Origin of the sequence: Streptomyces sp. NBC_01352 (assembly GCF_036237295.1) — a bacterium.
Lineage (GTDB): Bacteria > Actinomycetota > Actinomycetes > Streptomycetales > Streptomycetaceae > Streptomyces > Streptomyces plumbiresistens.
On record NZ_CP108354.1, the window covers coordinates 465,084 to 487,798 of the forward strand.

A 22,715-nucleotide genomic window follows, 5' to 3' on the forward strand; every position below is an offset into this window, starting at 1 on the left:
CGCGTCGTGGGTGAGGCTGGTGCCATGTCCGAGCGCCGCGTGATCGTCTACCCGCCATTGGAGACCGGTGGCCGCAAGGTGGGAATTGACGATCGGATCCTCGGCACCGCGTACAGCCTTCACGACCTCACCGTGTTCCTGCAGAACGCCGGCCTGACCGGCTGGGACGAACTGGATGTCGCCGACTCCGGCCTGATCGAATGGCATGAAGGCGGCCCAGAGGTGTGGAAGCGCTGAACGTACGAGCGCCCCTTCCCCGCGCGGTGACGATCTCGCACGCAGGCAGAGGAGCAGGCGGCCCGCCTGCACGGGGCGCGTCAATGCGAGGTGCGTCAATGCGAGGCGCGCCTCTTCGAAGCGGTTGCGGCAAACGGGCCCGGGGGTTCTCTGGGGGGGGCAACCGCCGGTTCGGCCGCGCTATTCAGCGCGTTTCTCAGCGCCCGTTTCCAGGGAGCCGGGGTCGTCACCGGCGACCCGGCCCACGAACGTGTCGTTGGGTGTCGTCCCTGTCGTGCTGTGCTGGTCCGGTGCGTCGGCCTCCGGTTCACCGCCCGTGTCCTGTGGCTTGCCGGAGCCGACTTCTGCGGTGTCTCCAGCCCTGGAGGGTGGCTCACCGCCTTTGTGCCGCGAGTGTTCACGGATCCACGACCAGACAGACATGGTGCCTCCCATGAGGAGGTAGGTACCGATGTCGTCGACGTACCCGTCAATGCCGTCGGCATTCACTCCCCGCTGTATCGGTCGGCGCGGAGACACACGCTTCATCCCGACCGGGCATCCTGTCGTCGGGGCCGCATGATGCTCAGCTCTCGCTTTTCGTCTTCGGCCTTGAGCGTCATCCAGCTGAGCCGATCGCAGTCGCCTGTGCTGCACGTGTCGGCGCCGCCGCCGGGCCGGGCTGCCCACGGTGCGGCGGCCGGGTGACGCGTCCGGCTCCGATATCAGCCCCGCGTGCCGGTATGGCGCCAGTGCTCTCGTACCCGCCCAAGCACGGCCCGGGACCGGCCAGCGCCGACCGCGCACCCCTCGTCACTCAGCGAAGCCGACCGTCACGAGTTCTCCGTTTGACGACAGCCCGGCACGGGGCTGCACTGGATTCATGGACGCTGCGGCGACTCCGTCCTAGGGAGAGCAGCGATGACAACCATAGAGAGTTTCGACCTTCTGCAGCCGTACAAGATCGCCAAGGAGACGTTCGTCATCCCGTGGGCCCTTGAGGCCCCGCCGGTCGGCCACTTCCCGATGAACTCGATGGTGATCCGGGGAACCGAGCCGGTCCTCGTGGACACCGGGGCCCCCGCAGTACGCTCCCAGTGGCTGGAGGCAGCCTGGTCCATCGTGGATCCCCTGGACGTCCGGTGGATCTTCCTCACCCACGATGACCGCGACCACGCCGGCAACCTCCTGGCGGTCCTCGCGGAATGCCCGAACGCGACCCTGCTGACGACATGGTTCTCCATCGGCCGCATGGCCGACGAGTGGGAGACTCCCATCAACCGGTGCCGCTTCATGAACGACGGCGACACGATCGACGCGGGCGATCGCACCCTGGTCGCCAAGCGACCGCCCCTGTACGACAACCCCACAACCCGCGCCCTCTTCGACCCGAAGGCCAGCGTCCTGTGGGCCGTAGACACCTTCGCCACGAACGTGCCGACCCCTATGCCCGAAATGGCGGCGCTGTCGCCAGACGAATTCCGCGACGGCCAGTTCTTCGGCGGAAGCCTGGTCTCCCCCTGGGTCGCCCTGCTGGACGTCCAAAAGTTCGGGGCGGTCGTCACCGACTTCCAACAGCTGAACGCCGAGGTCATCGCCGGCTGCCACTGCCCGGTCCTCCGCGGAGCCCAGATCCCCGAGGCCTACGACCTCCTCCACCAGCTCCCCGGGATCCCACCGTGGGCAGAGTTCACCCAGACCGACCTGGACCAGTGGATGGCGGTTGCCGAGAGCTCAGTTCCGCCGGAGCAGCCGCGACCGTCGGGGACGTGAGCGGCGCTGCCGCGCGGCGTTGGGATCTGCTGCACTCCGGCGCCTACGACCAGAAACCTGCCGCTCGGCTGGGCCGTGCTTAGGACTGGGGCCCGTGTCTCGCCTGCCGTGATGATCTCGGTGTGGGGCGAGGGGAGCTTTCAGATGACAGTGGGATGCTCTGGCCGGCCCGGCAGGTCGCAAGCGCCTGGGCGGTGACTGGGTATTCGTCTTCGGCGTTCCGCAGCAGCAGCCGTCCGGCGTTCGGCCGCCGCCTGCGCAGCGTGTCCGTCAGGAGCGTGGATCCGATGGCCAGCGGCAGAAGCATGGCGGCGCGCACGGCGCTGCGTGAGACGAACCGCGCCATATCGACGCTGGCCCCGACAAGCCCGCTGCTGGGCCGCAGCTCGCGCACGTGGTGCTCGATGCGCTGAAGGCTCTCCTGGACGTCGCCCACCTGGCGCTCGAGCATGTGCCGGTAGGGGCCGGGCGGCGCGATGGCCGCATCCGCCCTGAACTGGTCGGCGACCGCCTCATGTGCCTCGCGGGCATCTTCCAACACCGTACGAGCGCGTCCGTCATCACTGTGGTGGGGGTGCTCCTGGATGCCCCGGCTGCGAGCTTCAGCGCAGGTAGGGAACACAATGCGATGCGTCGTGGTGAGGGGCGGGCGGGTGTGGGCTGAATGAGTGGTGATGGCGGTTGCGCTGCGTCGAGAGTCTTGATCACGCGTTGGTCCGGGCGTGAATCCTCGCGTTGATGACGCTGTGTCACATGCGGCACTGCTCGGCCTTACCGGCTCCCAGTCCGAGCGGGAGGGTCTGGGTGCGGGCGTCGAGCGTGACGGCGAGTGGAGCCGGGCCGTGATGGTCGTCTACTCAGCGGTGATCGTTGCGGCTGCTGCGGTCCTTGTCGTTGCGGACCGGCTCGCTTGAGAGATGCAGAGGTGGGCGGTCAGGTGGGGCCAGATGGTCTGCGGGCGGCCGGGTTCGATGCGGGTGCGTGCCTGCGTGACCAGCTGGCCGAGGCGATCGCCTCCCTTCGCTGGCAGACGGCGGTGATGCTGTCGCACGCCCCAAGCCGTGTGAGTGCAGCCGGAGCCACCGGGCCGGAGGATGAGCCGCCACCTGGCCGGCCGCCCAGGTGACCAAGACCGCGGGAAGCCCCGTGAGGCAGCTACGTAACGGGCTGTCCCTGGATATGCTCCATGGCCATTCCGCCCGGTCACGCGAAAGGCAGCCTCCCGCATCAGCCGGTGGGCCGGTTCCCCGGTGCCGTCGCTGGATTGGCCTTCTCCGTCTTCTTCGCCCGCGCCCCTTTCTTCGCGGCCGGGCTGGTGCGGCGCCGCTCCTCAACCTCTTCCACGCTCTGTTCCAGGACCGCCATCAGATCCACTACCGCGCCGGTCACCGGCGCGGGGGCGTGGGCGTGGGCATGGGGCGGCTTCGAGCCCGCAAGGCGGGCGGCGACGACTTGCTCCACCGCGTGCCGGTAGTCGTCATGCTGCTCCTCCAGGCGGAAGTCGGTACTCATCGCGTCCATGAGTGAGCGGGCCATGTCCAGCTCCTGGCGGCGTGGAGGCTCGGTGCGCGGCACGGCGATGTCCTCGGTGGGGCGCAGCTCATCGGGCCACAACAGAGGCTGCATCGTGATCACTTGTTCGCGGACCCGCAGCAGGGCCAAGGACTCACGACCGCGGAGCGCGAGGCGTACGACGGCCACCAGGCCGTTTTCGCGCATCGCATCGCGCAGCAGGGCGTAGGGACGCGCGGCGGCCGGGCCGCCCCTGACCCCGAGGTAGTAGGGCCTGTGTAGGAGAAGCGGGTCGATCCGGTCCGCGGGGACGAATGCGAGGACCTCGATCGCCCGGGGCGAGTTCGGCAGCGGCAGATCGGCGAGGTCGGCATTCGAGAGGACGACCACCCGCCCGTCATCGGCCTCCCAGCCCGGCGCCACTTCGTCGTACGGAACCTCCACGCCCTCGCGCTCGCAGAAGCGATGCAGCCGTACCCGGCCGCCTCCGCACCGGGTGTGGACCTGGTGCAGGGGGACCGGATGCGGCGCGGTCGCGGCATGCACGGTCACCGGGATCGCCACCAGACCCCAGGAGATCGACAGTTTCGCGATGGCCTGCGGCATGATTCCATCGCACCCCTGACCAGCAGTGATCGCACCTCGAACGCTGCCGTTCACTCGCTTTTCGAGACGGGGCGACCGCAGGCCAGGCGCTTGCCGGCCTCCGGGAACGTGTTGCCGGGGCTACAGGGGGCGGATGCGCTCGGCCTGCGGGCCCTTTGGCCCCTGAGTGATGTCGAACTCGACTTTCTGGCCCTCCTGCAGTTCGCGGAAGCCCTGGGCGTCGATGTTGGAGTAGTGGGCGAAGACGTCGGGGCCGCCGCCGTCCTGCGCGATGAAACCGAAGCCTTTCTCAGCGTTGAACCACTTCACGGTGCCGGTAGCCATAGCTTCTCCTTCAAGACAGCTCGGAACGGACTCGCATGGTCGAATCCGGAGGTGATCGCCTGGCCCGGAGGAACACTGAGAAAGCAAAATCGCCCGCGACCGTGATCACGGGCGAACGGACACTTCGGAACCACGACTGCTGAATTTCGACGCAACACCGCTCCTCCGCCGGCGACTACACGGAACCCTCGCTCCCCGGCATGGGGCCGATCCTCAGCGCTGAGCTGGTCGCGATCGTCGGCGACTTGTCCGGTTACGTGAGCGCCGGCCGTCTGGCCTCACGCGGGCCTCGCCCCGGTGCCGCGTGACGCCGGCTGCCGCACCGGCAACAACCACCGGCAACAACCACCGGCCCAAGCGATACCACCGCCGCCTGCGCTGGGCGTTCTGCATGGCCGCACAGACCGCGATGATGCGGCGCGGCCCCTCCCAGAGGCCGTTCACCCGTGACCGATGGACGAAGGCGATCGTGCGGACCGGCTGTCGGCTGGCCAGGAACTCGCGGATGTCGCTCTCGGTACTCACGCGGTACCAGGCTAAGCCGGACCGCATAGGTGAGGGGGCCCTGTCAGTACCGGGAACGACCGACACTTCCTCACCTCTTCGAGCTGCGGTTTCATCGACTGTGGCGGCGGTCGGGGACCGGACACCTCTCAGTGTCCGGGGTTGCGGCAGCTGCCGGAGGGCCCGGTCCGGCACAGACTGTCACAAGCGGGTCCGCGGCTTTCCCGACCGAGGAGTTGTTGGCCTGCCGAAGGGTTGGCCCCAGGAGCTGAGAGAGCTCGCGCCAAGGCCCGTGTCCAGGTCATCTGGCCCTCTCCTCAGTCCCGCATTCATCATCCGCTTGGAGCACTCCCCCATCATGAGCAAGGTCCTTTTCGTCACCGGCGCCGGATGCGGGCTGGGCGCGGACATCGCCCGCCAGGTCCTTTCCGCCGGTCACCAGGTCGTGGCCACCAGCCGCCGTCCTGAGCGCGTCGCTGAGGTGCTGGGCGGCGAGCAGGACAACCTGCTGGCCGCCGCCCTGGACATCACGGACCCGGGCGCCGCCGAGACGGCCGTAGACCGCTTCGGCCGGATCGACGCCCTGATCAACAACGCCGCTGACTTCTCCGCCGGGTTCTCCGAGGAACACGTCACTCGCGCTGTCCTGCCGGTCATGCGCAAGCAACGGTCCGGGCACGTCATCACGATCTCCTCCTTGGCGACTTGGCGGAGGTGGTCGGCGTCGGCTTCTGCGTCGCCTACTCGGCGGCCAAGTTCGGCATCGAGGGCTTCATGGAGTCCCTGCGCCACGACGTCGAGTCGTTCGGCATCCGCACCACGATCGTCGAGCCGGGCTTCTTCCGCACCGGGTTGCTGGACGACACCTCCACCACCTGGGCGGAGCTCTCCATCGACGACTACGCCGAGCGCACCGCAGCCACGATGAAGACCTGGCGATCCATGAAACGGCCAGCATGCCGGCGACCCGGCCCAGCTCGCCGCCGCCCTGCTGAAGGTCGCAGGCCAGGACCAGCCCTCGCTGCGGTTCGTGGCAGGCGACGACTGCCGCGCAGCCGTCGGGGCAAAAGCCCAGGAGCTCCTCGCCCAGGACGACACCTCCCGCGCCGGGCTCGGCCTCACCCACACCGACGCCGCCTGATCCATCCCACATCCCTGCACTTCTGAGAGAGACACCATGGAATTCGTCAAGCAACAGGCCACTGTCAAGGCTCCCGCGGACTGGTTCACCGGCGACGTCTGGTTCGACGTGATCTACGCGGGCAAGGAGCCGTCCCGGATGCGTGCCAACCTGGTCCGCTTCTCCCCGGGCGCCCGTACCCACTGGCACTCGCACGTGCTGGGGCAGACCCTGCATGTCGTCTCCGGCACCGCCCTGATCGGCACCCGCGACGGCACCGTCTTCGAAGCGCACCCCGGCGAGACCGTCACCTGCCCTCCGAACGAGGAGCACTGGCACGGCGCCACCCCCGACCGCTTCATGGAGCACATCGCCATGTGGGAGGGCAAGAACGACGGCAGCGAGGAAACCATCTGGAACGAGCCGGTGACCGACGAGCAGTACAACCGCCCCCGCAGCCGCTGACACCGCAACGGCCCCCGATTCAGCACGAGTTCCGTCGGCTGTGCCCCGGGGGCGACGAAAGGATTTCGATGACCGAGATGACCGACCAGTCCAAGCAGATCGGCGGCGGACGCCGCATGCTCGGCGACTTCGCTCCGAAACTCGCCGAGCTGACCGACGACGTCCTGTTCGAGGACGTGTGGAATCGCACCGAGCTGGCCGCCCGCGACCGCAGCCTGATCACCGTGGCAGCCCTGATCGCGGGCGGCGATGCCGACCAGCTGCGCTTCCACCTCGGGCGGGCCAAGGAGAACGGCGTCACCGAGACCGAGCTCATCGAGGCCATCACACACCTCGCGTTCTACGCCGGCTGGCCCAAGGCCATGACGGCGATCACCGTCGCGAAGCAGGTCTTCTCGGCCTGAGCTGCGAGGAGGAGCCGTCGAGCTCCTCCCCTCTTGGCGAGCCCTGGGCAGCGATCACGAACGGAAGGACACTCTCCCCATGCGAGAACCAGTCATGAGCCTCGTCGGCAACCTCCGCGTCGACCGACGGGACAAAGCAACCGTCACAGCGCCTCTCGGCGTGACCACGCTCCCGGCGACGGTGTGCGCGGGACTCAGGCTCGGAGCCGTGGCGCCCGCCGGGGCCTCGTGCATCGAAGGGATGGTGCGATCGTGAGCCGGATCCTGGTGACCGGTTCCGCGGACGGCCTGGGCCGGGCCGCGGCCGATGCGCTGCTGTCCGCCGGACACGACGTGGTGGCGCACGCCCGGAGCCAGCAGCGTGCTGCGGGCCTCGACACGCTGGTCGGCCGTGGGGCGTACCTCGTGGTGGGCGACTTCACGGAACGCGACGCCGTACGGCGCATCGCCACCGAGCTGAACGACGCGCAGCCGCTCGACGCCGTCATCCACAACGCGGGCGTGTGGAGCGGACCGGCGGTCATGCCGGTCAACATCGTCGCGCCGTACCTGCTGACGGTCCTGCTGCGCGGGCCGCGCCGACTGGTGTACCTCAGCAGCGGCTCGCATTTCGGTGGGCAGCCCTCGCTCGACGGGGTCGACTGGCGGGGCAAGAGCGCAGGCTCCTACTCGGACAGCAAACTGTTCGTCACGACGCTGGCCGCCGCGATGGCTCGCCTGCGCCCAGAGGTGTTGAGCAATGCGGTCGATCCGGGCTGGGTACCGACGAGGATGGGCGGACCGGGCGCCCCGGACGACCTGGAGCTCGGCCATCGGACGCAGGAATGGCTCGCTTCCAGCGACGAACCCCAGGCCCTGACCACCGGCGGGTACTGGTACCACCGCGAGCGGCTGCAACCGCACCGCGCCGTCCACGACGAGGCGTTCCAGGACCGCCTCCTGCAAACGCTGGCCGAGGAGACGGGCACCGCGCTCTGAGCGGTCAGGAGCGTTGACGGCGTGCCCGCAACACCCTCATCACCCACACGGTCTCTGGGGCACCCAGGGCCATCGCCCGGCTGTCGTAGGGACCGGTCCCCGAGACCTGGCCATAGCGTCAGTGATGTGGGTTCGGTCTCCAGCGAGTTGACGGAGCGGGATGGACACTGTCGGGGTTCTCGTCGAGCGGGTGAAGTCGGGCGGCTGGTGGGAGCGCCGACGGGCCGTGCGGCGGCTCGCAAAGCTTCGAACGCCGGTCTCGGTCCGGGCTCTCGCGGGGATTGCCGTGTCCCTCTTGGTCTCTCACCGGGACGACAAGGTCGTGGACCTCGCGCGGACGGCGTTCACCGGCCTTGCCGAGCAGACGCTGGTGGACGCGGCCTGCGATGCGCTGTTGGAGACAGGCGATCCGTGGCTCACTCGTCTGGTCGAGGCGGCCGGCTACCGGCATTCGGATGGTCCCCGTGACGCGGTGGTCTCGTTCCTGACCGGCGACGTCGAGCGATACCGCAGGCTCGACGCGACGGGGGCGGCGCTGCGCGAGGTGCACGACCGCGGCGACGACATGCTCCGCTTCCGCCTGGCCGAACGCGCCCGCGCCGAGACCTGCCTGGAATGGGTGTGGGCGGTCGTGGGCGGACGGCCGTCCGGACAGTTTGCCGTGGTGACCGATCGGGACTGGTCGGCCATCGTCGGCATTCTCGGCGCGACCGGGCGGTGGGAGTCCTTGTGGCGGCTGGTGTTCGCGGCACCGCCGGCGTGGGGAGCGCGGATGCTGCGCATGCTCGACGAGGCCGAGTGGACACCCGCCGACCCCGTGGAGCGGCGCGCGTTCGCCGAGTTGAGCGCCCTTACCCGCGCGAGCCGGGCGGTACTGGGCTCCGGATGGGTTCCGGCCGAAGGCACCCGGTTGTCCGGAGTCGAGGGCAGCGTGCGGAACCTGGCGGTGACGCCGGACGGCTCCCGCGTGTGTGTCGGGACCGATCGCGGGGTGGGCCTGTGGGCGCTGCCCTCGGCCGTGGCGCAAGGCACCATCCCCCGCGACAAGGCCACCGGGTGGCGGCTGGCTGTGACACCGGACAGCAAGCTCCTTGCCGTGGAGCACCGTGTCCATCGGCCTTGGCCGATCTCTGCACCGGGTGGCGTCGAGGAGGCCGCGTCCTTGTGGCAGCTTGTCTCCGGGAAGCCGGCCGGAGTCATTCGTGGGCATCTGGACTCCCCCAACGCGATGCTGATCACCGAGGATGGGCAGTTCCTCGTCGTCGGCGACCGGGGCGGCCGGATCAATCTGTGGCCCCTGCCGTCGGGCGCACCGGCCGGAACTCTGGTCGGCTCCGACCGGGCGGTGAACCGCCTGGCCACGTCGCGCAACGGCAGGCTACTGGCCTCGGCGCATACCGACGGAACCATCCTGCTGTGGCGGCTGGCTGACCGTGCCCTCATCGACAGGGTGCACTTCGGGGAACTCGTCCCGGAGGTGATGGTGTCGGACCGGGGAACACTCGTCGCCGTCGGCACCGGCGGCGGTCTGGTCAAAGTGTGGGATGTCGCCGCGCACGGTCGGAAGCCGAAGACGATCGGCACCGTGATCGGGGAAGCCGTGGCAACTCCCGATGGCTCGCTGCTGGCCGCCGGCGTGTTGAACGGCATTCACACCTGGCGGTTGCCCGAGGGGACCGAAGACCGCCTCATTCCCTTTCAGGGCTCGAAGCCATCGAAGTGGCGCACACTCGGCGGCGGGGAACTCCTCGCCGGATTCGGCCCGGGAGGACGCGGAGTCGAACTGTGGCGGCTACCGGGCGGCGGCGTTGAGGGAATCCTGGCCGACGAGAACCAGAACCCCATCAATCGCCTCTCGGCCACCGCGGGCGGCAGCACCATCGTCACCGCCGACTCCGACGACATCGTCACCGTGTGGCGGCTGTGGGACGGACGCCTCCGGTCCCTCAGCCGGCTTCCGCTCGCCGACATCGATGCCGCCGCCATTCAACGGACCCAGCGTTCCGCTGCCGAACTCCTCTCCGGTGAACGGACTTGGCGGGAGCTGCTCACGGCGCTGACACACTGGCGCGAGCACCCGCAGATCGCCGCGTACGATCGCCGGTGGGACCCCGAACACGCCGACACGCCAGAGTCCGGTAGGTGACACGGAGGCCGGCCAGGCGACCGCTTGGGCACTGTGCGGGGCACGGCTCTTCTGCAGCGTTCCGCAATCCATACGGTCCAGGAGGTGGCGAATCCCTACGGTCTAGGAGGTGGCGGTCGCCGGAAGGCCGGGTGGGAGCGGTCGGCGGTCGGACGCGGCCGCGACGGTGAGGACCATGGTGAGGCCGCCGCCCGGGGTGTCCTCGGCGTCGAGGGTGCCGCCCACGGCTTCGGCGAAGCCGCGGGCGACCGCGAGGCCGAGGCCCACGCCGGCGCCGCGCGGGGCGTCGCCGTAGCGCTGGAACGGCTCGAAGATGCGGTCCTTGGCCTCGTCCGGGACGCCCGGGCCGCGGTCCACCACCCGCACCTCCACCCGGTCTGCCATGGCGCTGGCAGCCACCAGGACGCACTCGTCGGCGGGGCTGTACTTGACCGCGTTCTCGACCAGGTTGGCCACCGCCCGCTCCAGCAGGCCCGGATCGACGGCGACCATCGGCAGGGTCTCCGGGATGTCCAGCTCCACGCTGGCCTGAGGTACGCCGCCCAGGGCCATGGGCACCACCTCGTCGAGGTCGATCTCGCGGATCAGCGGGGCGACGGTGCCGGTCTGGAGACGGGACATGTCGAGCAGGTTGCCCACCAGGTGGTCGAGTCGGTCGGCGCCCTCCTCGATGGCCTCCAGGAGTTCGGCCTGGTCCTCCTCGGACCAGGCCACGTCGTCCGATCGCAGGGAGGAGACGGCGGCTTTGATCCCGGCGAGCGGGGTGCGCAGGTCGTGGCTGACGGCGGCGAGCAGGGCGGTGCGGATGCGGTTGCCCTCGGCGAGCTCCTTGGCCTGGTCGGCCTCGGACTGCAGGCGCTGGCGGTCCAGGACCACGGCGGCCTGGGCGGCGAACGCGGCGAGGACCCGGCGGTCGGAGGCGGGCAGCACTCGGCCGGACAGCGCGAGCGCCATGTGGTCGCCGACCGGCATGTCCACGTCCGCGTCTTCGGGGTACTGGCAGGGCTGTGGGCCCACGCTGCCCGCGCAGGTCCACGGGGCCACCTCGCTCTCCCGCTCCAGCAGGGCGACCGACTGCATGCCGAAGGTCTCCCGCATCCGCTCCAGCAGGGCCTCCAGACTGGTCTCGCCGCGCAGCACGCTGCCCGCCAGGAAGGAGAGGATCTCCGACTCGGCCCGCAGCCGGGCCGCCTGATGCGTACGACGGGCGGCCAGGTCCACCACGGAGGCCACCGATACCGCCACGCCGAAGAAGACCACGAGGGCGACGATGTTCCTGGGATCGGCGATGGTGAGGCGGTGCAGGGGCGGGGTGAAGTAGTAGTTCAGCAGCAACGACCCGAAGGCCGCCGAGGCCAGCGCCGGGAGCAGGCCGCCGAGCAGGGCCGCCGCCACGGTCAACGTCAGGAAGAGCAGCATGTCGTTGGCGAGGCCGAGTTCGGCGTCGACGTTGGTGAGCAGCAGCGTGAGCAGCGTCGGGCCGACCACCCCGGCCAGCCAGCCCCAGATGATCCGCGGACGACCGAGCCGCGCACCTCGCGCGACCGGCAGCCCGCGGCCCTTGCCGGCCTCGTCGTGGGTGATCAGGTGGACGTCGAGGTCGGGGCCCGACTCCCGGGCGACCGTGGCGCCGACACCGGGCCCGAAGACGTACTGCCATCCCCTGCGCCGCGAGACGCCGAGGACTATCTGGGTGGCGTTGACCCCCCGCGCGAAGTCCAGCAGAGCCGACGGGACGTCGTCGCCGATGACGTGGTGGAAGGTGCCGCCCAGGTCCTCCACCAGGGTGCGCTGGACGGCCAGCTCCTTGGGCGAGGCGTTGGTCAGTCCGTCGCTGCGGGCGATGTAGACGGCCAGCACCTCGCCCCCGGCGCCCTTCTCGGCGAGCCGGGCAGCGCGGCGGATCAGCGTGCGGCCCTCGGGGCCACCGGTCAGGCCGACGACGATCCGCTCCCGCGAGCCCCAGATCTTCGACACCCGGTGTTCGCTGCGGTACTCGGTCAGATACGCGTCGACCCGGTCGGCCACCCAGAGCAGGGCCAGCTCGCGCAACGCGGTCAGATTGCCCGGGCGGAAATAGTTGGACAGGGCCGCGTCGACCTTGTCGGCCTTGTAGATGTTGCCGTGCGCCATCCGCCGGCGCAGCGCCTGCGGTGACATGTCGACCAGCTCGATCTGGTCCGCCCGCCGGACGACCTCGTCGGGGACGGTCTCCTGCTGCCGCACCCCGGTGATCGACTCGACGGTGTCCCCCAGCGATTCCAGATGCTGGATGTTGACCGTCGAGACGACGTCGATCCCGGCCGCGAGCAGCTCCTCGACGTCCTGCCAGCGCTTGGCGTTGCGGGAGCCGGGGATGTTGGTGTGGGCGAGTTCGTCGACGAGAGCGACCTGGGGGTGCCGGGCCAGGACCGCGTCGACATCCATCTCGGTGAAGACGCTCCCCCGGTACTCCAGCTCTTTGCGGGGGATCTGCTCCAGGCCGTGGAGCATGACTTCGGTGCGGGGCCGGTTGTGGTGTTCCAGGAAGGCGACCACACAGTCGGTGCCCCGCTCGACACGGCGGTGCGCCTCGGACAGCATCGCGTACGTCTTGCCGACGCCCGGTGCCGCGCCGAGGTATATCCGGAACTTGCCGCGTGCCATGGTCTCGTCTCTACGTCGTATGCGGGCAGAACGGTCGGGAGCGGGTCAGCTCTCGAAGCGGTAGCCCATGCCAGGTTCGGTGATCAGGTAGCGGGGGTGCGCCGGGTCCGCCTCCAACTTGCGCCGCAGCTGGGCCATGTACACACGCAGATAGTTGGTCTTGTTGCTCTGCGAAGCACCCCACACCTCCTGCAGCAGGTGCCTCTGTGTGATGAGCCGGCCGGGGTTGCAGACCAGGATTTCCAGCAGATGCCACTCAGTGGGTGTGAGGCGCACATCGCGGCCGGCCCGGATGGCCTTCTTGGCCAGCAGATCGATGGTGAAGTCGTCCGTGGTGACCAGCGTCGTCTCGGGAGTGAGCGGCACGGTTGCCGTGCGGCGGACCGCGGCGCGCAGCCGGGCCAGGAGTTCGTCCATGCTGAACGGCTTGGTGATGTAGTCGTCGGCGCCCGCGTCGAGCGCGGCGATCTTCTCGTCGGAGGCCCGGCGGGCGGACAGCACCAGGATCGGGACCTTGGTCCAGCCGCGCAGGGCCTTGATGACGTCCGTGCCGTCCATGTCCGGCAGCCCCAGATCGAGGAGGACCACATCGGGCTGGCGGGCGGCGGCGAGCCGGAGCGCGGTGGCGCCGTCGGGGGCCGCGTCGACTCCGTACTGCCGTGCCTGCATGTTGATCACGAGCGCCCGTACGAGTTGGGGGTCGTCCTCTACGACCAGTACCCGGGTCATCGGAAATCCTTTCGTGGATACCCTCGCCTTTAGTCGGGGGAGGAAACGAGATCCCTGCGGAGCAGGGCACGGATCTGGGATGCGCCGCCAGGCGGATCGCAGTCCCCCTGACCCGCAGGTTTGATGTTGACCTGCCGGCTGGTTAGTTTGTGGGCGTGGCCGCGAACCATGTGAAGCGGGCGTTCAAGTACCGCTTCTATCCCAGTGATGCGCAGGCAGCGGAGCTGTCGCGCACGTTCGGGTGCGTGCGGAAGGTCTACAACCTGGCGCTCGACGCCCGCACACAGGCGTGGGCGCGCCAGGAGCGGGTCAACTACAACGCCACCTCCGCGATGCTGACGGCGTGGAAGAAGACCGAGGAGTTGGCGTTCCTGAACGATGTGTCGTCGGTGCCGCTGCAGCAGACGCTGCGGCACTTGCAGACCGCGTTCACCCACTTTTTCGCCAGGCGGGCGAGGTACCCGCGTTTCAAGTCGCGGAAGAGGTCGCGGAAGTCGGCGGAGTACACCACCAGCGGGTTCCGTTTCCAGGACGGCCAGCTGACCCTGGCGAAGATGGCGGACCCGCTGGACATCGTGTGGTCCCGGCCGCTGCCCGACGGGGCGACGCCGTCCACGGTGACCGTGTCTCAGGACGCGGCCGGGCGCTGGTTCGTCTCGCTGCTGTGCGAGGACCCCCATGTCACACCGCTTCCCGCCACCGACAGCGCGGTCGGCATCGATGTCGGCCTCAACCACCTGCTGACCCTCTCCACGGGTGAGAAGATCGCCAACCCCCGGCACGAACGCCGTGACCGCGCCCGGCTCGCCAGGGCCCAGCGGGAGCTGTCCCGCAAGGCCAAGGGCGACGGTGCCAACCGCCGTAAAGCCCGGCGTAAGGTCGCCAAAATCCACGCCCGGATCACCGACCGGCGCCACGACCTGCTCCACAAACTCACGACTCGGCTCGTGCGTGACAACCAAACGCTCGTGATCGAGGACCTGGCCGTGCGTAACCTGGTCAAGAACCGCACGCTCGCCCGGGGCATCTCGGATGCGAGCTGGAGCGAGTTCCGCTGCCTGCTGGAGTACAAGGCCGCCTGGTACGGGCGTCAAGTGATCGCGGTGGACCGCTTCTTCCCCTCCTCCCGGCTGTGCTCCGTATGCGGCACCGTGCAGGACAGGATGCCGCTCAGCGTCCGAACGTGGACGTGCGCGTGCGGTGCGGCGCATGACCGGGATGTGAACGCGGCGAAGAACCTTCTGGCCGCCGGGCTGGCGGTGTCTGTCTGTGGAGCTGGTGTAAGACCTCAACGGAGTTCTCCGGGCGGGCAGTCGGCGGTGAAGCAGAAAACCCCACGGCGCGAGCCGTAGGAATCCCCCTCGTTCACGAGGGGGAGGAAGTCAACGGTGTGCGCCTTCCTGTTGCACGGAGAGCCAGAGGATGCGGAACCCATGTCAGGGCCGCCGGGGTTGACGGACCGGGAATGCCTCCCGGCCCGCCGACTCCCGCCCGGGTCGCGTAAGGCCATCAGCTCCTGGCCACGAGTTCCTTGAGCGCGATGTTGAGTTCGAGGACGTTGACGGTGGGCTCGCCCATGAAGCCGAGGATGCGGCCGTCGGTGTGCTCGTCCACGAGTTTCTGGACCCGGGCGACGGGCAGGCCGTTCTTCTCGGCGATCCGGTGGACCTGGAGGTCGGCGTACTCCGGGGAGATGTCCGGGTCCAGGCCGGAGCCCGAAGAGGTGACCGCGTCGGCGGGCACGTCGGACGGCTTGACCGTGTAGCCGTTCACCGAGTTGTCCTTGATGACCGCCGCTTTGGCGTCCTTGACCCACTTGATCAGCTCGGCGTTGTCACCGGATCGGTTGGTGGCGCCGGACAGGATCAGCTTGTACTGGGTGTTGACGCTGTTGGTGCCCAGGCCGTTCTGCGGGCGCCCCTGGAACCACTTCAGGTCGGGCTCGGGGGTCTCCTGGCCCTTCTTGAGCGGCAGGTTGTACGCCTGGCCTATGAGCGAGGAGCCGACGACCTTGCCGTCCGCCTTGATCTCCGAGCCGTTGGCCCTGCCGGGGAAGATCCCCTGGGCGACGCCGGTGATGGCCAGCGGGTAGAGGATGCCCGTCACCACGGTCAGCACGAGGAGGGCGCGCAGCCCGGCCCAGAGCAACCGGGCAGTGTTCGTAACCGAGTTGTTCATGGCGGTCAGCCGATCCCGGGGATGAGGGAGATGAGCAGGTCGATGATCTTGATGCCGATGAAGGGGGCGATCAGCCCGCCCAGGCCGTAGATGCCGAGGTTGCGCCGCAGCATCTTGTCCGCGCTGACCGGCCGGTACTGCACGCCGCGCAGGGCGAGCGGGACCAGCGCGATGATGATCAGCGCGTTGAAGATGACCGCGGACAGGATCGCGGAGTCGGGCGAGGACAGGTTCATGATGTTGAGCTTGTCCAGGCCCGGGTAGACCGCCGCGAACAGCGCCGGGATGATCGCGAAGTACTTCGCGACGTCGTTGGCTATCGAGAAGGTCGTCAACGCGCCCCGGGTGATGAGGAGTTGCTTGCCGATCTCGACGATCTCGATGAGCTTGGTCGGGTTGGAGTCGAGGTCGACCATGTTGCCGGCCTCCTTGGCGGCCGACGTACCGGTGTTCATCGCCACCCCGACGTCCGCCTGCGCGAGCGCGGGTGCGTCGTTCGTCCCGTCGCCGGTCATCGCGACGAGCTTGCCGCCCGCCTGCTCGCGTTTGATGAGGGCCATCTTGTCCTCGGGGGTGGCCTCCGCGAGGAAGTCGTCGACGCCGGCCTCCTCGGCGATCGCCTTGGCGGTCAGCGGGTTGTCGCCCGTGATCATGACGGTCCTGATGCCCATGCGGCGCAGTTCGTCGAACCGCTCGCGCATGCCTTCCTTGACGACGTCCTTGAGGTGGATGACGCCCAACACCCGGGCGCCTTCCGTGTCTTCGAGCGCCACGAGCAGCGGGGTGCCGCCCGCCTCGGAGATGGCGACGGTGATCGCGTCGGCGTCTTCGGCAACCGTGCCGCCCTGTTCCTTCACCCACGCGATGACCGAACCGGCCGCACCCTTGCGGATCTTCCGCCCGTCGACATTCACGCCCGACATACGGGTCTGCGCGGTGAAGGCGATCCACTCGGCCTGCGACAGCTCGCCCTGGTGACGCTCACGCAGCCCGTACTTCTCCTTCGCCAGTACGACGATGGAGCGGCCCTCGGGCGTCTCGTCGGCCAGCGACGACAGTTGCGCGGCGTCCGCCAGCTCGGCCTCGGGCGTCCCGCGTACGGGTACGAACTCGGCGGCCTGCCGGTTGCCGAGCGTGATGGTGCCGGTCTTGTCGAGCAGCAAGGTCGACACGTCGCCGGCGGCCTCGACGGCCCGGCCCGACATGGCCAGGACGTTGCGCTGGACCAGCCGGTCCATGCCCGCGATGCCGATCGCGGACAGCAGCGCGCCGATCGTGGTCGGGATGAGGCAGACCAGCAGCGCCACCAGCACGACCATGGTGAGGTGCGTGCCCGCGTAGTCCGCGAGCGGCGGCAAGGTGGCCACCGCGAGCAGGAAGATGATCGTGAGCGAGGCGAGCAGGATGTTCAGCGCGATCTCGTTCGGGGTCTTCTGCCGGGCGGCACCCTCGACGAGGTTGATCATGCGGTCGATGAAGGTCTCGCCGGGCTTCGTCGTGATCTTGATGACGACGCGGTCGGAGAGGACCTTCGTACCGCCCGTGACGGCCGAGCGGTCGCCGCCGGACTCCCGGATGACCGGGGCCGACTCACCGGTGATCGCCGACTCGTCCACGGACGCCACGCCCTCGACGACGTCACCGTCGCCGGGGATGATGTCACCCGCCTCGCAGACGACCAGGTCGCCGATGCGCAGCTCGGTGCCGGGCACCTGCTCCTCGCGGGCCCCCACGAGCCGCCGGGCGACGGTGTCGGTCTTGGCCTTGCGCAGGGTGTCGGCCTGCGCCTTGCCGCGCCCCTCGGCCACCGCCTCCGCCAGGTTCGCGAAGATCACGGTGAGCCAGAGCCAGGCGCTGATCGTCCAGCCGAACCAGTCGCCCGGGTCCTTGAACGAGAACACCGTGGTCAGCACCGACCCGACCAACACCACGAACATCACAGGGGACTTGACCATCACCCGTGGATCGAGCTTGCGGAAGGCGTCCGGCAGCGACCTGAGCAGCTGCTTGGGATCGAAGAGTCCCGCACCGACGCGGCCCTCGCCGGTCTTGTGGCCGGTCGGTGCGTCCTGGTGGGGGGCGAGCGTCGGAGTCGAGGTGGACATCGAGTCCTCTTGATTCGTTACGTCGGTGGTCATGACGCCAGCCCCTCGGCCAGCGGCCCCAGCGCAAGGGCGGGGAAGTAGGTCAGACCGGTGATGATCAGGATCGCGCCCACCAACAGCCCGGTGAACAGGGGCTTTTCGGTGCGCAGCGTGCCCGCGGTGGCCGGCACCGGCTTCTGCTCGGCGAGCGAGCCGGCCAGCGCCAGCACGAACACCATCGGCAGGAACCGCCCGAGCAGCATCGCGATACCGATCGTGGTGTTGAACCACTGCGTGTCCGCGTTCAGACCGGCGAAGGCCGAGCCGTTGTTGTTGGCACCCGAGGTGTACGCGTACAGGATCTCGGAGAAGCCGTGCGCACCGCTGTTGGTCATGGAGTTCACCGGAGTCGGCAGCGCCATCGCCGCGGCGGTGAAGACGAGCACCAGCGCCGGGGTGATGAGGATGTAGCAGGCCGCCAGCTTGATCTGGCTCGTGCCGATCTTCTTGCCCAGGTACTCGGGCGTACGGCCGACCATCAGGCCGGCGATGAACACCGCGATGACCGCCATGATCAGCATGCCGTAGAGGCCGGAGCCGACTCCGCCGGGCGCGATCTCACCGAGCTGCATGCCCAGCAGGTTCAGGCCGCCGCCCAGACCCGTGTTGGACGAGTGGAAGGAGTCCACCGCACCGGTGGAGGTGAGCGTCGTGGAGATCGAGAAGATCGACGAGGCGCCGATGCCGAAGCGGGTCTCCTTGCCCTCCATCGCCCCGCCCGCGATCTCGAACGCCGGGCCGTGGTGGGCGAACTCGGTCCACCACATCAGGCAGATGAAGCCGACCCAGATGGTCGCCATCGTCGCGAGGATCGCGTAACCCTGCCGCAGCGAACCGACCATCCGGCCGAAGGTCCGCGTCAGCGCGAACGGGATCAGCAGGAGCAGGAAGATCTCGAAGAGGTTGGAGAACGCGTTGGGGTTCTCGAAGGGATGCGCGCTGTTGGCGTTGAAGTAGCCGCCGCCGTTGGTGCCGATCTCCTTGATGGCCTCCTGCGAGGCGACCGCGCCGCCGTTCCACTCCTGCGAGCCGCCCATGAACTGGCCGACCGAGTGGATCCCGGAGAAGTTCTGGATCACGCCGCAGGCCACGAGCACGACCGCGGCGATCACCGACATCGGCAGCAGGATGCGTACGACACCGCGCACCATGTCAGCCCAGAAGTTGCCCAGTTCCCCGGTCCGCGAGCGGGCGAAGCCGCGCACCAGAGCCACCGCGACGGCGATCCCGACCGCGGCGGACAGGAAGTTCTGCACCGCCAGCCCGCCGGTCTGCACGACGTGGCCCATGGCCTGTTCGCCGTAGTACGACTGCCAGTTGGTGTTCGACACGAAGGAGGCGGCGGTGTTGAACGCCTGGTCCGGGTCGATCGAGGAGAAGCCCAGCGAGCCGGGCAGGCTGCCCTGCACGCGCTGCAGCAGATACAGGAAGAGAACACTCACCGCGGAGAAGGCAAGGACACCGCGCAGATAGGCGGGCCAGCGCATCTCGGTGTTCGGGTTGGCGCCGATGCCCTTGTAGATCCACTTTTCGACACGCAGGTGCTTGTCGGAGGAGTAGACCCGGGCCATGTAGTCGCCGAGCGGGCGGTATGCCAGTGCCAGCGCCGCTATCAGCGCGAGCAGCTGGAGCACACCGGCGAGGACGGGGCTCATATCAGGACTCAGAACCTCTCCGGGAACACAAGGGCGAGGACGAGATAGCCCAGCAGGGCGACGGCCACGATCAGGCCGACGATGTTCTCGGCGGTCACAGCTTCGTCACCCCCTTGGCGACGAGGGCCACCAGCGCGAAGACCGCGATCGTGGTGACGACGAAGGCCAGGTCGGCCATCGCGAGCTCCTAGATGAGGGTCGGATCGAACGGACGATTAGAGGAAAGCGCCTCGTCGGCCGGATTCGGCGGGCGTTGACGCCTCCCATACGGCGGCCCGTCCGCTCTTGACGGAACCCATACGCCGGACTCCCCCACGGTCGCCGGACCAGCTCCTCCCGGGGAACGCCGACGGCCCACACCGGTGAGGTGCGGGCCGTTCGGGCGCAGCGGCCAGGAGATGCGGAACCGCAGCCGGCAGATCACCGCATCCGTGCCCCGTCGTACGGCATGCACCACGACCGCACCCCGCTGGTTCCGCAGCAGCCGCTGCCCCAGCCGGTCCGGCTCGACCTCGGGGATCAGGACCGTGACCCGGGTGCCGGGCCCGGCGATCCCTCGTACGTACGCGGCGATCGGGCGGCCGAGGGCGCGGTGCTCGGAGACGAGGCGGACCAGCGGCACGCCCGGATTCCACTGGGGCCATCCCGTTCCAGCGTGGCGGTCTGCGACCGGTTCCTCGGCGTCCGGATGACAGACGGTGACCGCGTGCACCTCGTCGCCGAGCGAGGCGGCGGCATTCAGGGCTTCACAGGTCAGCACAGACGGGTTGGACACCGGGACGATCACAACGGATCGGTCTCGGTGCGGCGGCTCCAGGATGCGGCCCAGGCCGAGCCGTGACGCCTTCTGACCTACACGACGGTGGCGAACAAGAACCTGGCGCCCGCGCCCGCCCTGGCCGTGGCGTCAACATCGGGCAGAGAGCCCATCAGGGAGACATCAAGACGCGAGGCGTCGGCCGTCTCGGTGCCTAGCGTCAGCGCCATGGGACACTCCGACGATGCGCGAGACGACACGGTCAGCGATCTCGCGCACCAGCCCTCCGAAGCGGCATACGACCACCGCTGGGCCGCGGACCTCCGCAGCTCGATCCGCTGCTCAGCTGTTCTCCTCGGCCTCCTGCTCGGGATCGACCGGGCCGCCGGCAGCTTCACGCTGTGGCGCGGCGCGCTCTGGGCCACCCTCGCCGTCCTGCTCTTCCTGGTGCTGTTCCCGTCTCGGGTGGCCGCGGGCGAGGGCTGGTTGGCCTCGCGCGGGCTGCTGCGGGAGCGGCGGGTGCGCACCGACCATCTGGTGTCCGTCCGATGCCTGAACGGTGTCGGACAGCGGCTCGTACTGCGCGACACGTTCGGCGGGCGGCTCGAAATCGACCCCCGCGTTCTGATCGCCAACCCACCGGTGTGGCACCGCCTCGACGAGGACGCGCGCGTCTCCGCCACCCGCGGATCGCTGACGTGCGGGACGAGCGCGCTGCTCCGGCTGTCGAAGCAGATCGACCGGGAGACGGCGCTGACGGTATTCAAGGTCTCCGGCCTGGGATGAGAGCAGCCGCTCATCTGGCACGGTCACCCGCCTCGTGCTCGTCACCGTGCCGGCCACCAAGTCCACGCATTGGGCGTGTGCGACGGACATGGCATCCGTGAGGATGAAGTAGCGTCGCGGACCGGCCGGTCGCTCCGTGAACGTCGACCCGCGATCCTCGCCACTGCCATGCCCGGAGCCGGCAGCACCATCCGAGCGCGAGGTGACCACCGAACCCGTGCCGCGGCGGAGGAACCGCAGCAGACGTCGGCCCTCCTCACCGTCCATCGCTCGCAAGCACCGGTTCAGCCATGCCCACCACTCTGGCCCGAGCATGCGAGCGGCGAGCCGACCCCGACAGCAACGGCCTGGAACCCCACCGCAGCGGCCGCTCGGATCCTCATTCCCGCTGCCCGTCGGCCGGTGCCTTCAACAGTCGGTCGAGCTCGTTGCCGGCCTCGTCGTACCCGGCGTCGGAGATCCGTTGCAGCTCACGCAGGTTTCTGGTCGCGACCGCGCGTCGGGTGAGCAGGAACCCGGCGTGCATGGACCCCTCGTCCAGCAGCTCGCTCAGCTCTCCGAGGTCGCCGGCTGCGTCGGCGAGGTCGGCCAGCCGGTCCAAAGCGGTCTCGTTGCCCTCATCGGCCAGCTCGCGCAGGGTCTCCCGATCGACATGCATGTTCGCCATGACGCCATGCTGCAACCCTGCCCCAGGGGAAGGGTCAAGTGGGACGATGGCCAGGTGATCACCATCGGGCAGCTGGCCAAGTACGTCGGAGTGTCGATCAAGACAATCCGCGTCTACCACGACAAAGGGCTGCTCCCCGAACCCGACCGCGATGCGTCCGGCTACCGGCGCTACGGCGCCAAGGACGCCATCGACCTGATCAAGATCCGCACCCTCGCCGAATCCGGCGTCCCCCTGGCCCGTATCCGGGATCTGAGATCAGCGTCCGACGAGGAGTTCCAGGAGGCGCTGCACGAGATCGACGACGACCTGACGGCCCGCATCCATGGGCTGCGGGCAACGCAGAGGCGCCTGCGCCAGCTTGCCGCAGGGCAGCCGGCCCCGCTGCCCACCGAGGTCGGTGCCCATCTGGAGGACCTGGCCCGCTGGGGATTCACCCCCCGTTGGGTGGACCTGCAACGCGACCTGTGGATCCTCGTGTTCGCCACCCACCCAGAGCAGGCGATCACCCTGTTTCACGACCAGGCCGAGGCCCTGGCCGACCCCGTGCTGCGCCGGCTCTTCCTCGACTACGACCAGGCACACGACCTCGACGCCGACGATCCCCGCATCGACGACCTGGCCCGCCGGATCACCGAGGCAACCCGGGATCGCTACGGACCCGACGAACCACCCCAGCTGGATGCGGCCTCCGAGATCCCCGCCCTCATCCAAGGCACGGTCAACGCCTCGTCCCCGGCCTGGCAGCGACTCGACACGCTCATCCGCGCGCACCTGGACGCGTGACTCGCCGTGCACGGACGCCCGGTCCACACTGCGTGCGGAGCGGACCGGCAACGACGCGTGGACGGCTTTCGCCGGTGCGCCGGGCTCGGGCTGCTCGGCTACCCGTCGGCCCGCTCGACCTTCAAGCGGGGCGCCGAACGCTGACCCACACGCTTCAGCGAAATGGAAGTCCCCCTCTACCCGGCAGCCCGCGCGATCATCCATAGGCGAGTCTGCTCCTCGTCCATGTCGCCTTCGCATACGGCGGTCGGCGAGCCGCCGCACGACATGTGACTGCGCATCCGCTCCTGCTCTGGTCATCTCGGCCTGCCGAGCCCGC

Annotated in this window: 21 protein-coding genes and 3 pseudogenes; 11 read left to right on the top strand and 13 right to left on the bottom strand. The window is 69.0% G+C overall.

The window, feature by feature from the left end; genetic code table 11:
- Positions 1-24 precede the first annotated feature (24 nt).
- Positions 25-237, top strand: a complete 213-nt coding sequence (locus tag OG252_RS02350; RefSeq protein ID WP_266452284.1) for a hypothetical protein — start codon at positions 25-27, stop codon at positions 235-237.
- 180 nt (positions 238-417) lie between these two features.
- Here OG252_RS02350 and OG252_RS02355 read toward each other — a convergent pair whose 3' ends face one another.
- Positions 418-765: a hypothetical protein gene (locus OG252_RS02355; RefSeq protein ID WP_329333289.1), complete on the bottom strand. Its 348-nt coding sequence runs from the start codon at positions 763-765 to the stop codon at positions 418-420.
- Between the two features lie 372 nt (positions 766-1,137).
- On the opposite strand from OG252_RS02355, the gene OG252_RS02360 reads away from it, so the two are divergent.
- Positions 1,138-1,989, top strand: a complete 852-nt coding sequence (locus OG252_RS02360) for an MBL fold metallo-hydrolase (protein WP_266452282.1) — start codon at positions 1,138-1,140, stop codon at positions 1,987-1,989.
- Between the two features lie 79 nt (positions 1,990-2,068).
- On the opposite strand, the gene OG252_RS02365 is transcribed toward OG252_RS02360, so the two are convergent.
- From OG252_RS02365 to OG252_RS02375, 3 genes are all read right to left on the bottom strand, one after another.
- Positions 2,069-2,530 (bottom strand): hypothetical protein, encoded by a 462-nt coding sequence (locus OG252_RS02365; protein ID WP_329333292.1) that lies wholly within the window; start codon positions 2,528-2,530, stop codon positions 2,069-2,071.
- 686 nt (positions 2,531-3,216) lie between these two features.
- Entirely contained in the window at positions 3,217-4,107 is an 891-nt protein-coding gene (ku, locus tag OG252_RS02370) for a non-homologous end joining protein Ku (RefSeq protein ID WP_266452278.1), read from the bottom strand.
- A gap of 120 nt (positions 4,108-4,227) precedes the next feature.
- Positions 4,228-4,431, bottom strand: a complete 204-nt coding sequence (locus OG252_RS02375; protein WP_266452275.1) for a cold-shock protein — start codon at positions 4,429-4,431, stop codon at positions 4,228-4,230.
- Positions 4,432-4,619: 188 nt separating this feature from the next.
- On the opposite strand from OG252_RS02375, the pseudogene OG252_RS02380 reads away from it, so the two are divergent.
- From OG252_RS02380 to OG252_RS02405, 6 genes and pseudogenes are all read left to right on the top strand, one after another.
- A pseudogene (locus OG252_RS02380) lies at positions 4,620-4,885 on the top strand (IS110 family transposase); the annotation flags it as partial.
- 408 nt (positions 4,886-5,293) lie between these two features.
- Positions 5,294-5,593, top strand: a pseudogene (locus OG252_RS02385) (SDR family NAD(P)-dependent oxidoreductase); the annotation flags it as partial.
- 519 nt (positions 5,594-6,112) lie between these two features.
- Positions 6,113-6,520, top strand: coding sequence for a (R)-mandelonitrile lyase (locus tag OG252_RS02390; protein ID WP_329333295.1), 408 nt, complete (start codon positions 6,113-6,115; stop codon positions 6,518-6,520).
- Between the two features lie 77 nt (positions 6,521-6,597).
- Positions 6,598-6,924 carry a carboxymuconolactone decarboxylase family protein gene (locus tag OG252_RS02395; RefSeq protein WP_329345061.1) on the top strand — a complete coding sequence of 109 codons (327 nt, stop codon included), beginning with the start codon at positions 6,598-6,600 and terminating at the stop codon, positions 6,922-6,924.
- Positions 6,925-7,176: 252 nt separating this feature from the next.
- Complete coding sequence (locus OG252_RS02400; protein ID WP_329333297.1) at positions 7,177-7,902, top strand: SDR family NAD(P)-dependent oxidoreductase; 726 nt, start codon at positions 7,177-7,179, stop codon at positions 7,900-7,902.
- A gap of 322 nt (positions 7,903-8,224) precedes the next feature.
- Entirely contained in the window at positions 8,225-10,048 is a 1,824-nt protein-coding gene (locus OG252_RS02405) for a WD40 repeat domain-containing protein (protein WP_329333299.1), read from the top strand.
- A 102-nt stretch (positions 10,049-10,150) separates the two neighbouring features.
- Here OG252_RS02405 and OG252_RS02410 read toward each other — a convergent pair whose 3' ends face one another.
- Together OG252_RS02410 and OG252_RS02415 are read right to left on the bottom strand one after the other, a co-directional pair.
- Positions 10,151-12,694 carry a sensor histidine kinase gene (locus OG252_RS02410; protein ID WP_329333301.1) on the bottom strand — a complete coding sequence of 848 codons (2,544 nt, stop codon included), beginning with the start codon at positions 12,692-12,694 and terminating at the stop codon, positions 10,151-10,153.
- Between the two features lie 45 nt (positions 12,695-12,739).
- Positions 12,740-13,423 carry a response regulator gene (locus OG252_RS02415; protein WP_266452270.1) on the bottom strand — a complete coding sequence of 228 codons (684 nt, stop codon included), beginning with the start codon at positions 13,421-13,423 and terminating at the stop codon, positions 12,740-12,742.
- Between the two features lie 155 nt (positions 13,424-13,578).
- Between OG252_RS02415 and OG252_RS02420 the strand changes: the two genes are divergently transcribed.
- Complete coding sequence (locus OG252_RS02420) at positions 13,579-14,775, top strand: RNA-guided endonuclease InsQ/TnpB family protein (protein WP_329333303.1); 1,197 nt, start codon at positions 13,579-13,581, stop codon at positions 14,773-14,775.
- 157 nt (positions 14,776-14,932) lie between these two features.
- Here OG252_RS02420 and OG252_RS02425 read toward each other — a convergent pair whose 3' ends face one another.
- From OG252_RS02425 to OG252_RS02450, 6 genes and pseudogenes are all read right to left on the bottom strand, one after another.
- Positions 14,933-15,601: a potassium-transporting ATPase subunit C gene (locus tag OG252_RS02425; RefSeq protein ID WP_266452267.1), complete on the bottom strand. Its 669-nt coding sequence runs from the start codon at positions 15,599-15,601 to the stop codon at positions 14,933-14,935.
- 5 nt (positions 15,602-15,606) lie between these two features.
- Positions 15,607-17,739: a potassium-transporting ATPase subunit KdpB gene (gene kdpB, locus OG252_RS02430; protein ID WP_329333305.1), complete on the bottom strand. Its 2,133-nt coding sequence runs from the start codon at positions 17,737-17,739 to the stop codon at positions 15,607-15,609.
- Positions 17,736-19,400, bottom strand: a complete 1,665-nt coding sequence (gene kdpA / locus OG252_RS02435; protein ID WP_266452265.1) for a potassium-transporting ATPase subunit KdpA — start codon at positions 19,398-19,400, stop codon at positions 17,736-17,738. Before kdpA ends, kdpB begins: the two co-directional genes overlap by 4 nt.
- Before the next feature lie 8 nt (positions 19,401-19,408).
- Positions 19,409-19,498, bottom strand: coding sequence for a K(+)-transporting ATPase subunit F (gene kdpF, locus OG252_RS02440; RefSeq protein WP_055544543.1), 90 nt, complete (start codon positions 19,496-19,498; stop codon positions 19,409-19,411).
- Positions 19,499-19,794: 296 nt separating this feature from the next.
- Positions 19,795-20,265 (bottom strand): annotated as a pseudogene (locus tag OG252_RS02445) (amino acid permease); the annotation flags it as partial.
- Positions 20,253-20,387: a hypothetical protein gene (locus OG252_RS02450; RefSeq protein WP_266452260.1), complete on the bottom strand. Its 135-nt coding sequence runs from the start codon at positions 20,385-20,387 to the stop codon at positions 20,253-20,255. The pseudogene OG252_RS02445 and the gene OG252_RS02450, both read right to left, overlap by 13 nt.
- Here OG252_RS02450 and OG252_RS02455 point away from each other — a divergent pair.
- Positions 20,386-20,943: a hypothetical protein gene (locus tag OG252_RS02455; protein WP_266452258.1), complete on the top strand. Its 558-nt coding sequence runs from the start codon at positions 20,386-20,388 to the stop codon at positions 20,941-20,943. The genes OG252_RS02450 and OG252_RS02455 overlap by 2 nt on opposite strands.
- A 379-nt stretch (positions 20,944-21,322) precedes the next feature.
- Here the strand turns inward: OG252_RS02455 and OG252_RS02460 are convergent, their stop codons facing one another.
- On the bottom strand, positions 21,323-21,610 hold the full coding sequence (locus tag OG252_RS02460; protein WP_266452256.1) for a hypothetical protein: 288 nt from the start codon (positions 21,608-21,610) through the stop codon (positions 21,323-21,325).
- Between the two features lie 54 nt (positions 21,611-21,664).
- Here OG252_RS02460 and OG252_RS02465 point away from each other — a divergent pair, with 54 nt between their 5' ends.
- Positions 21,665-22,396: a MerR family transcriptional regulator gene (locus OG252_RS02465; protein ID WP_329333309.1), complete on the top strand. Its 732-nt coding sequence runs from the start codon at positions 21,665-21,667 to the stop codon at positions 22,394-22,396.
- Positions 22,397-22,715: the final 319 nt, after the last annotated feature.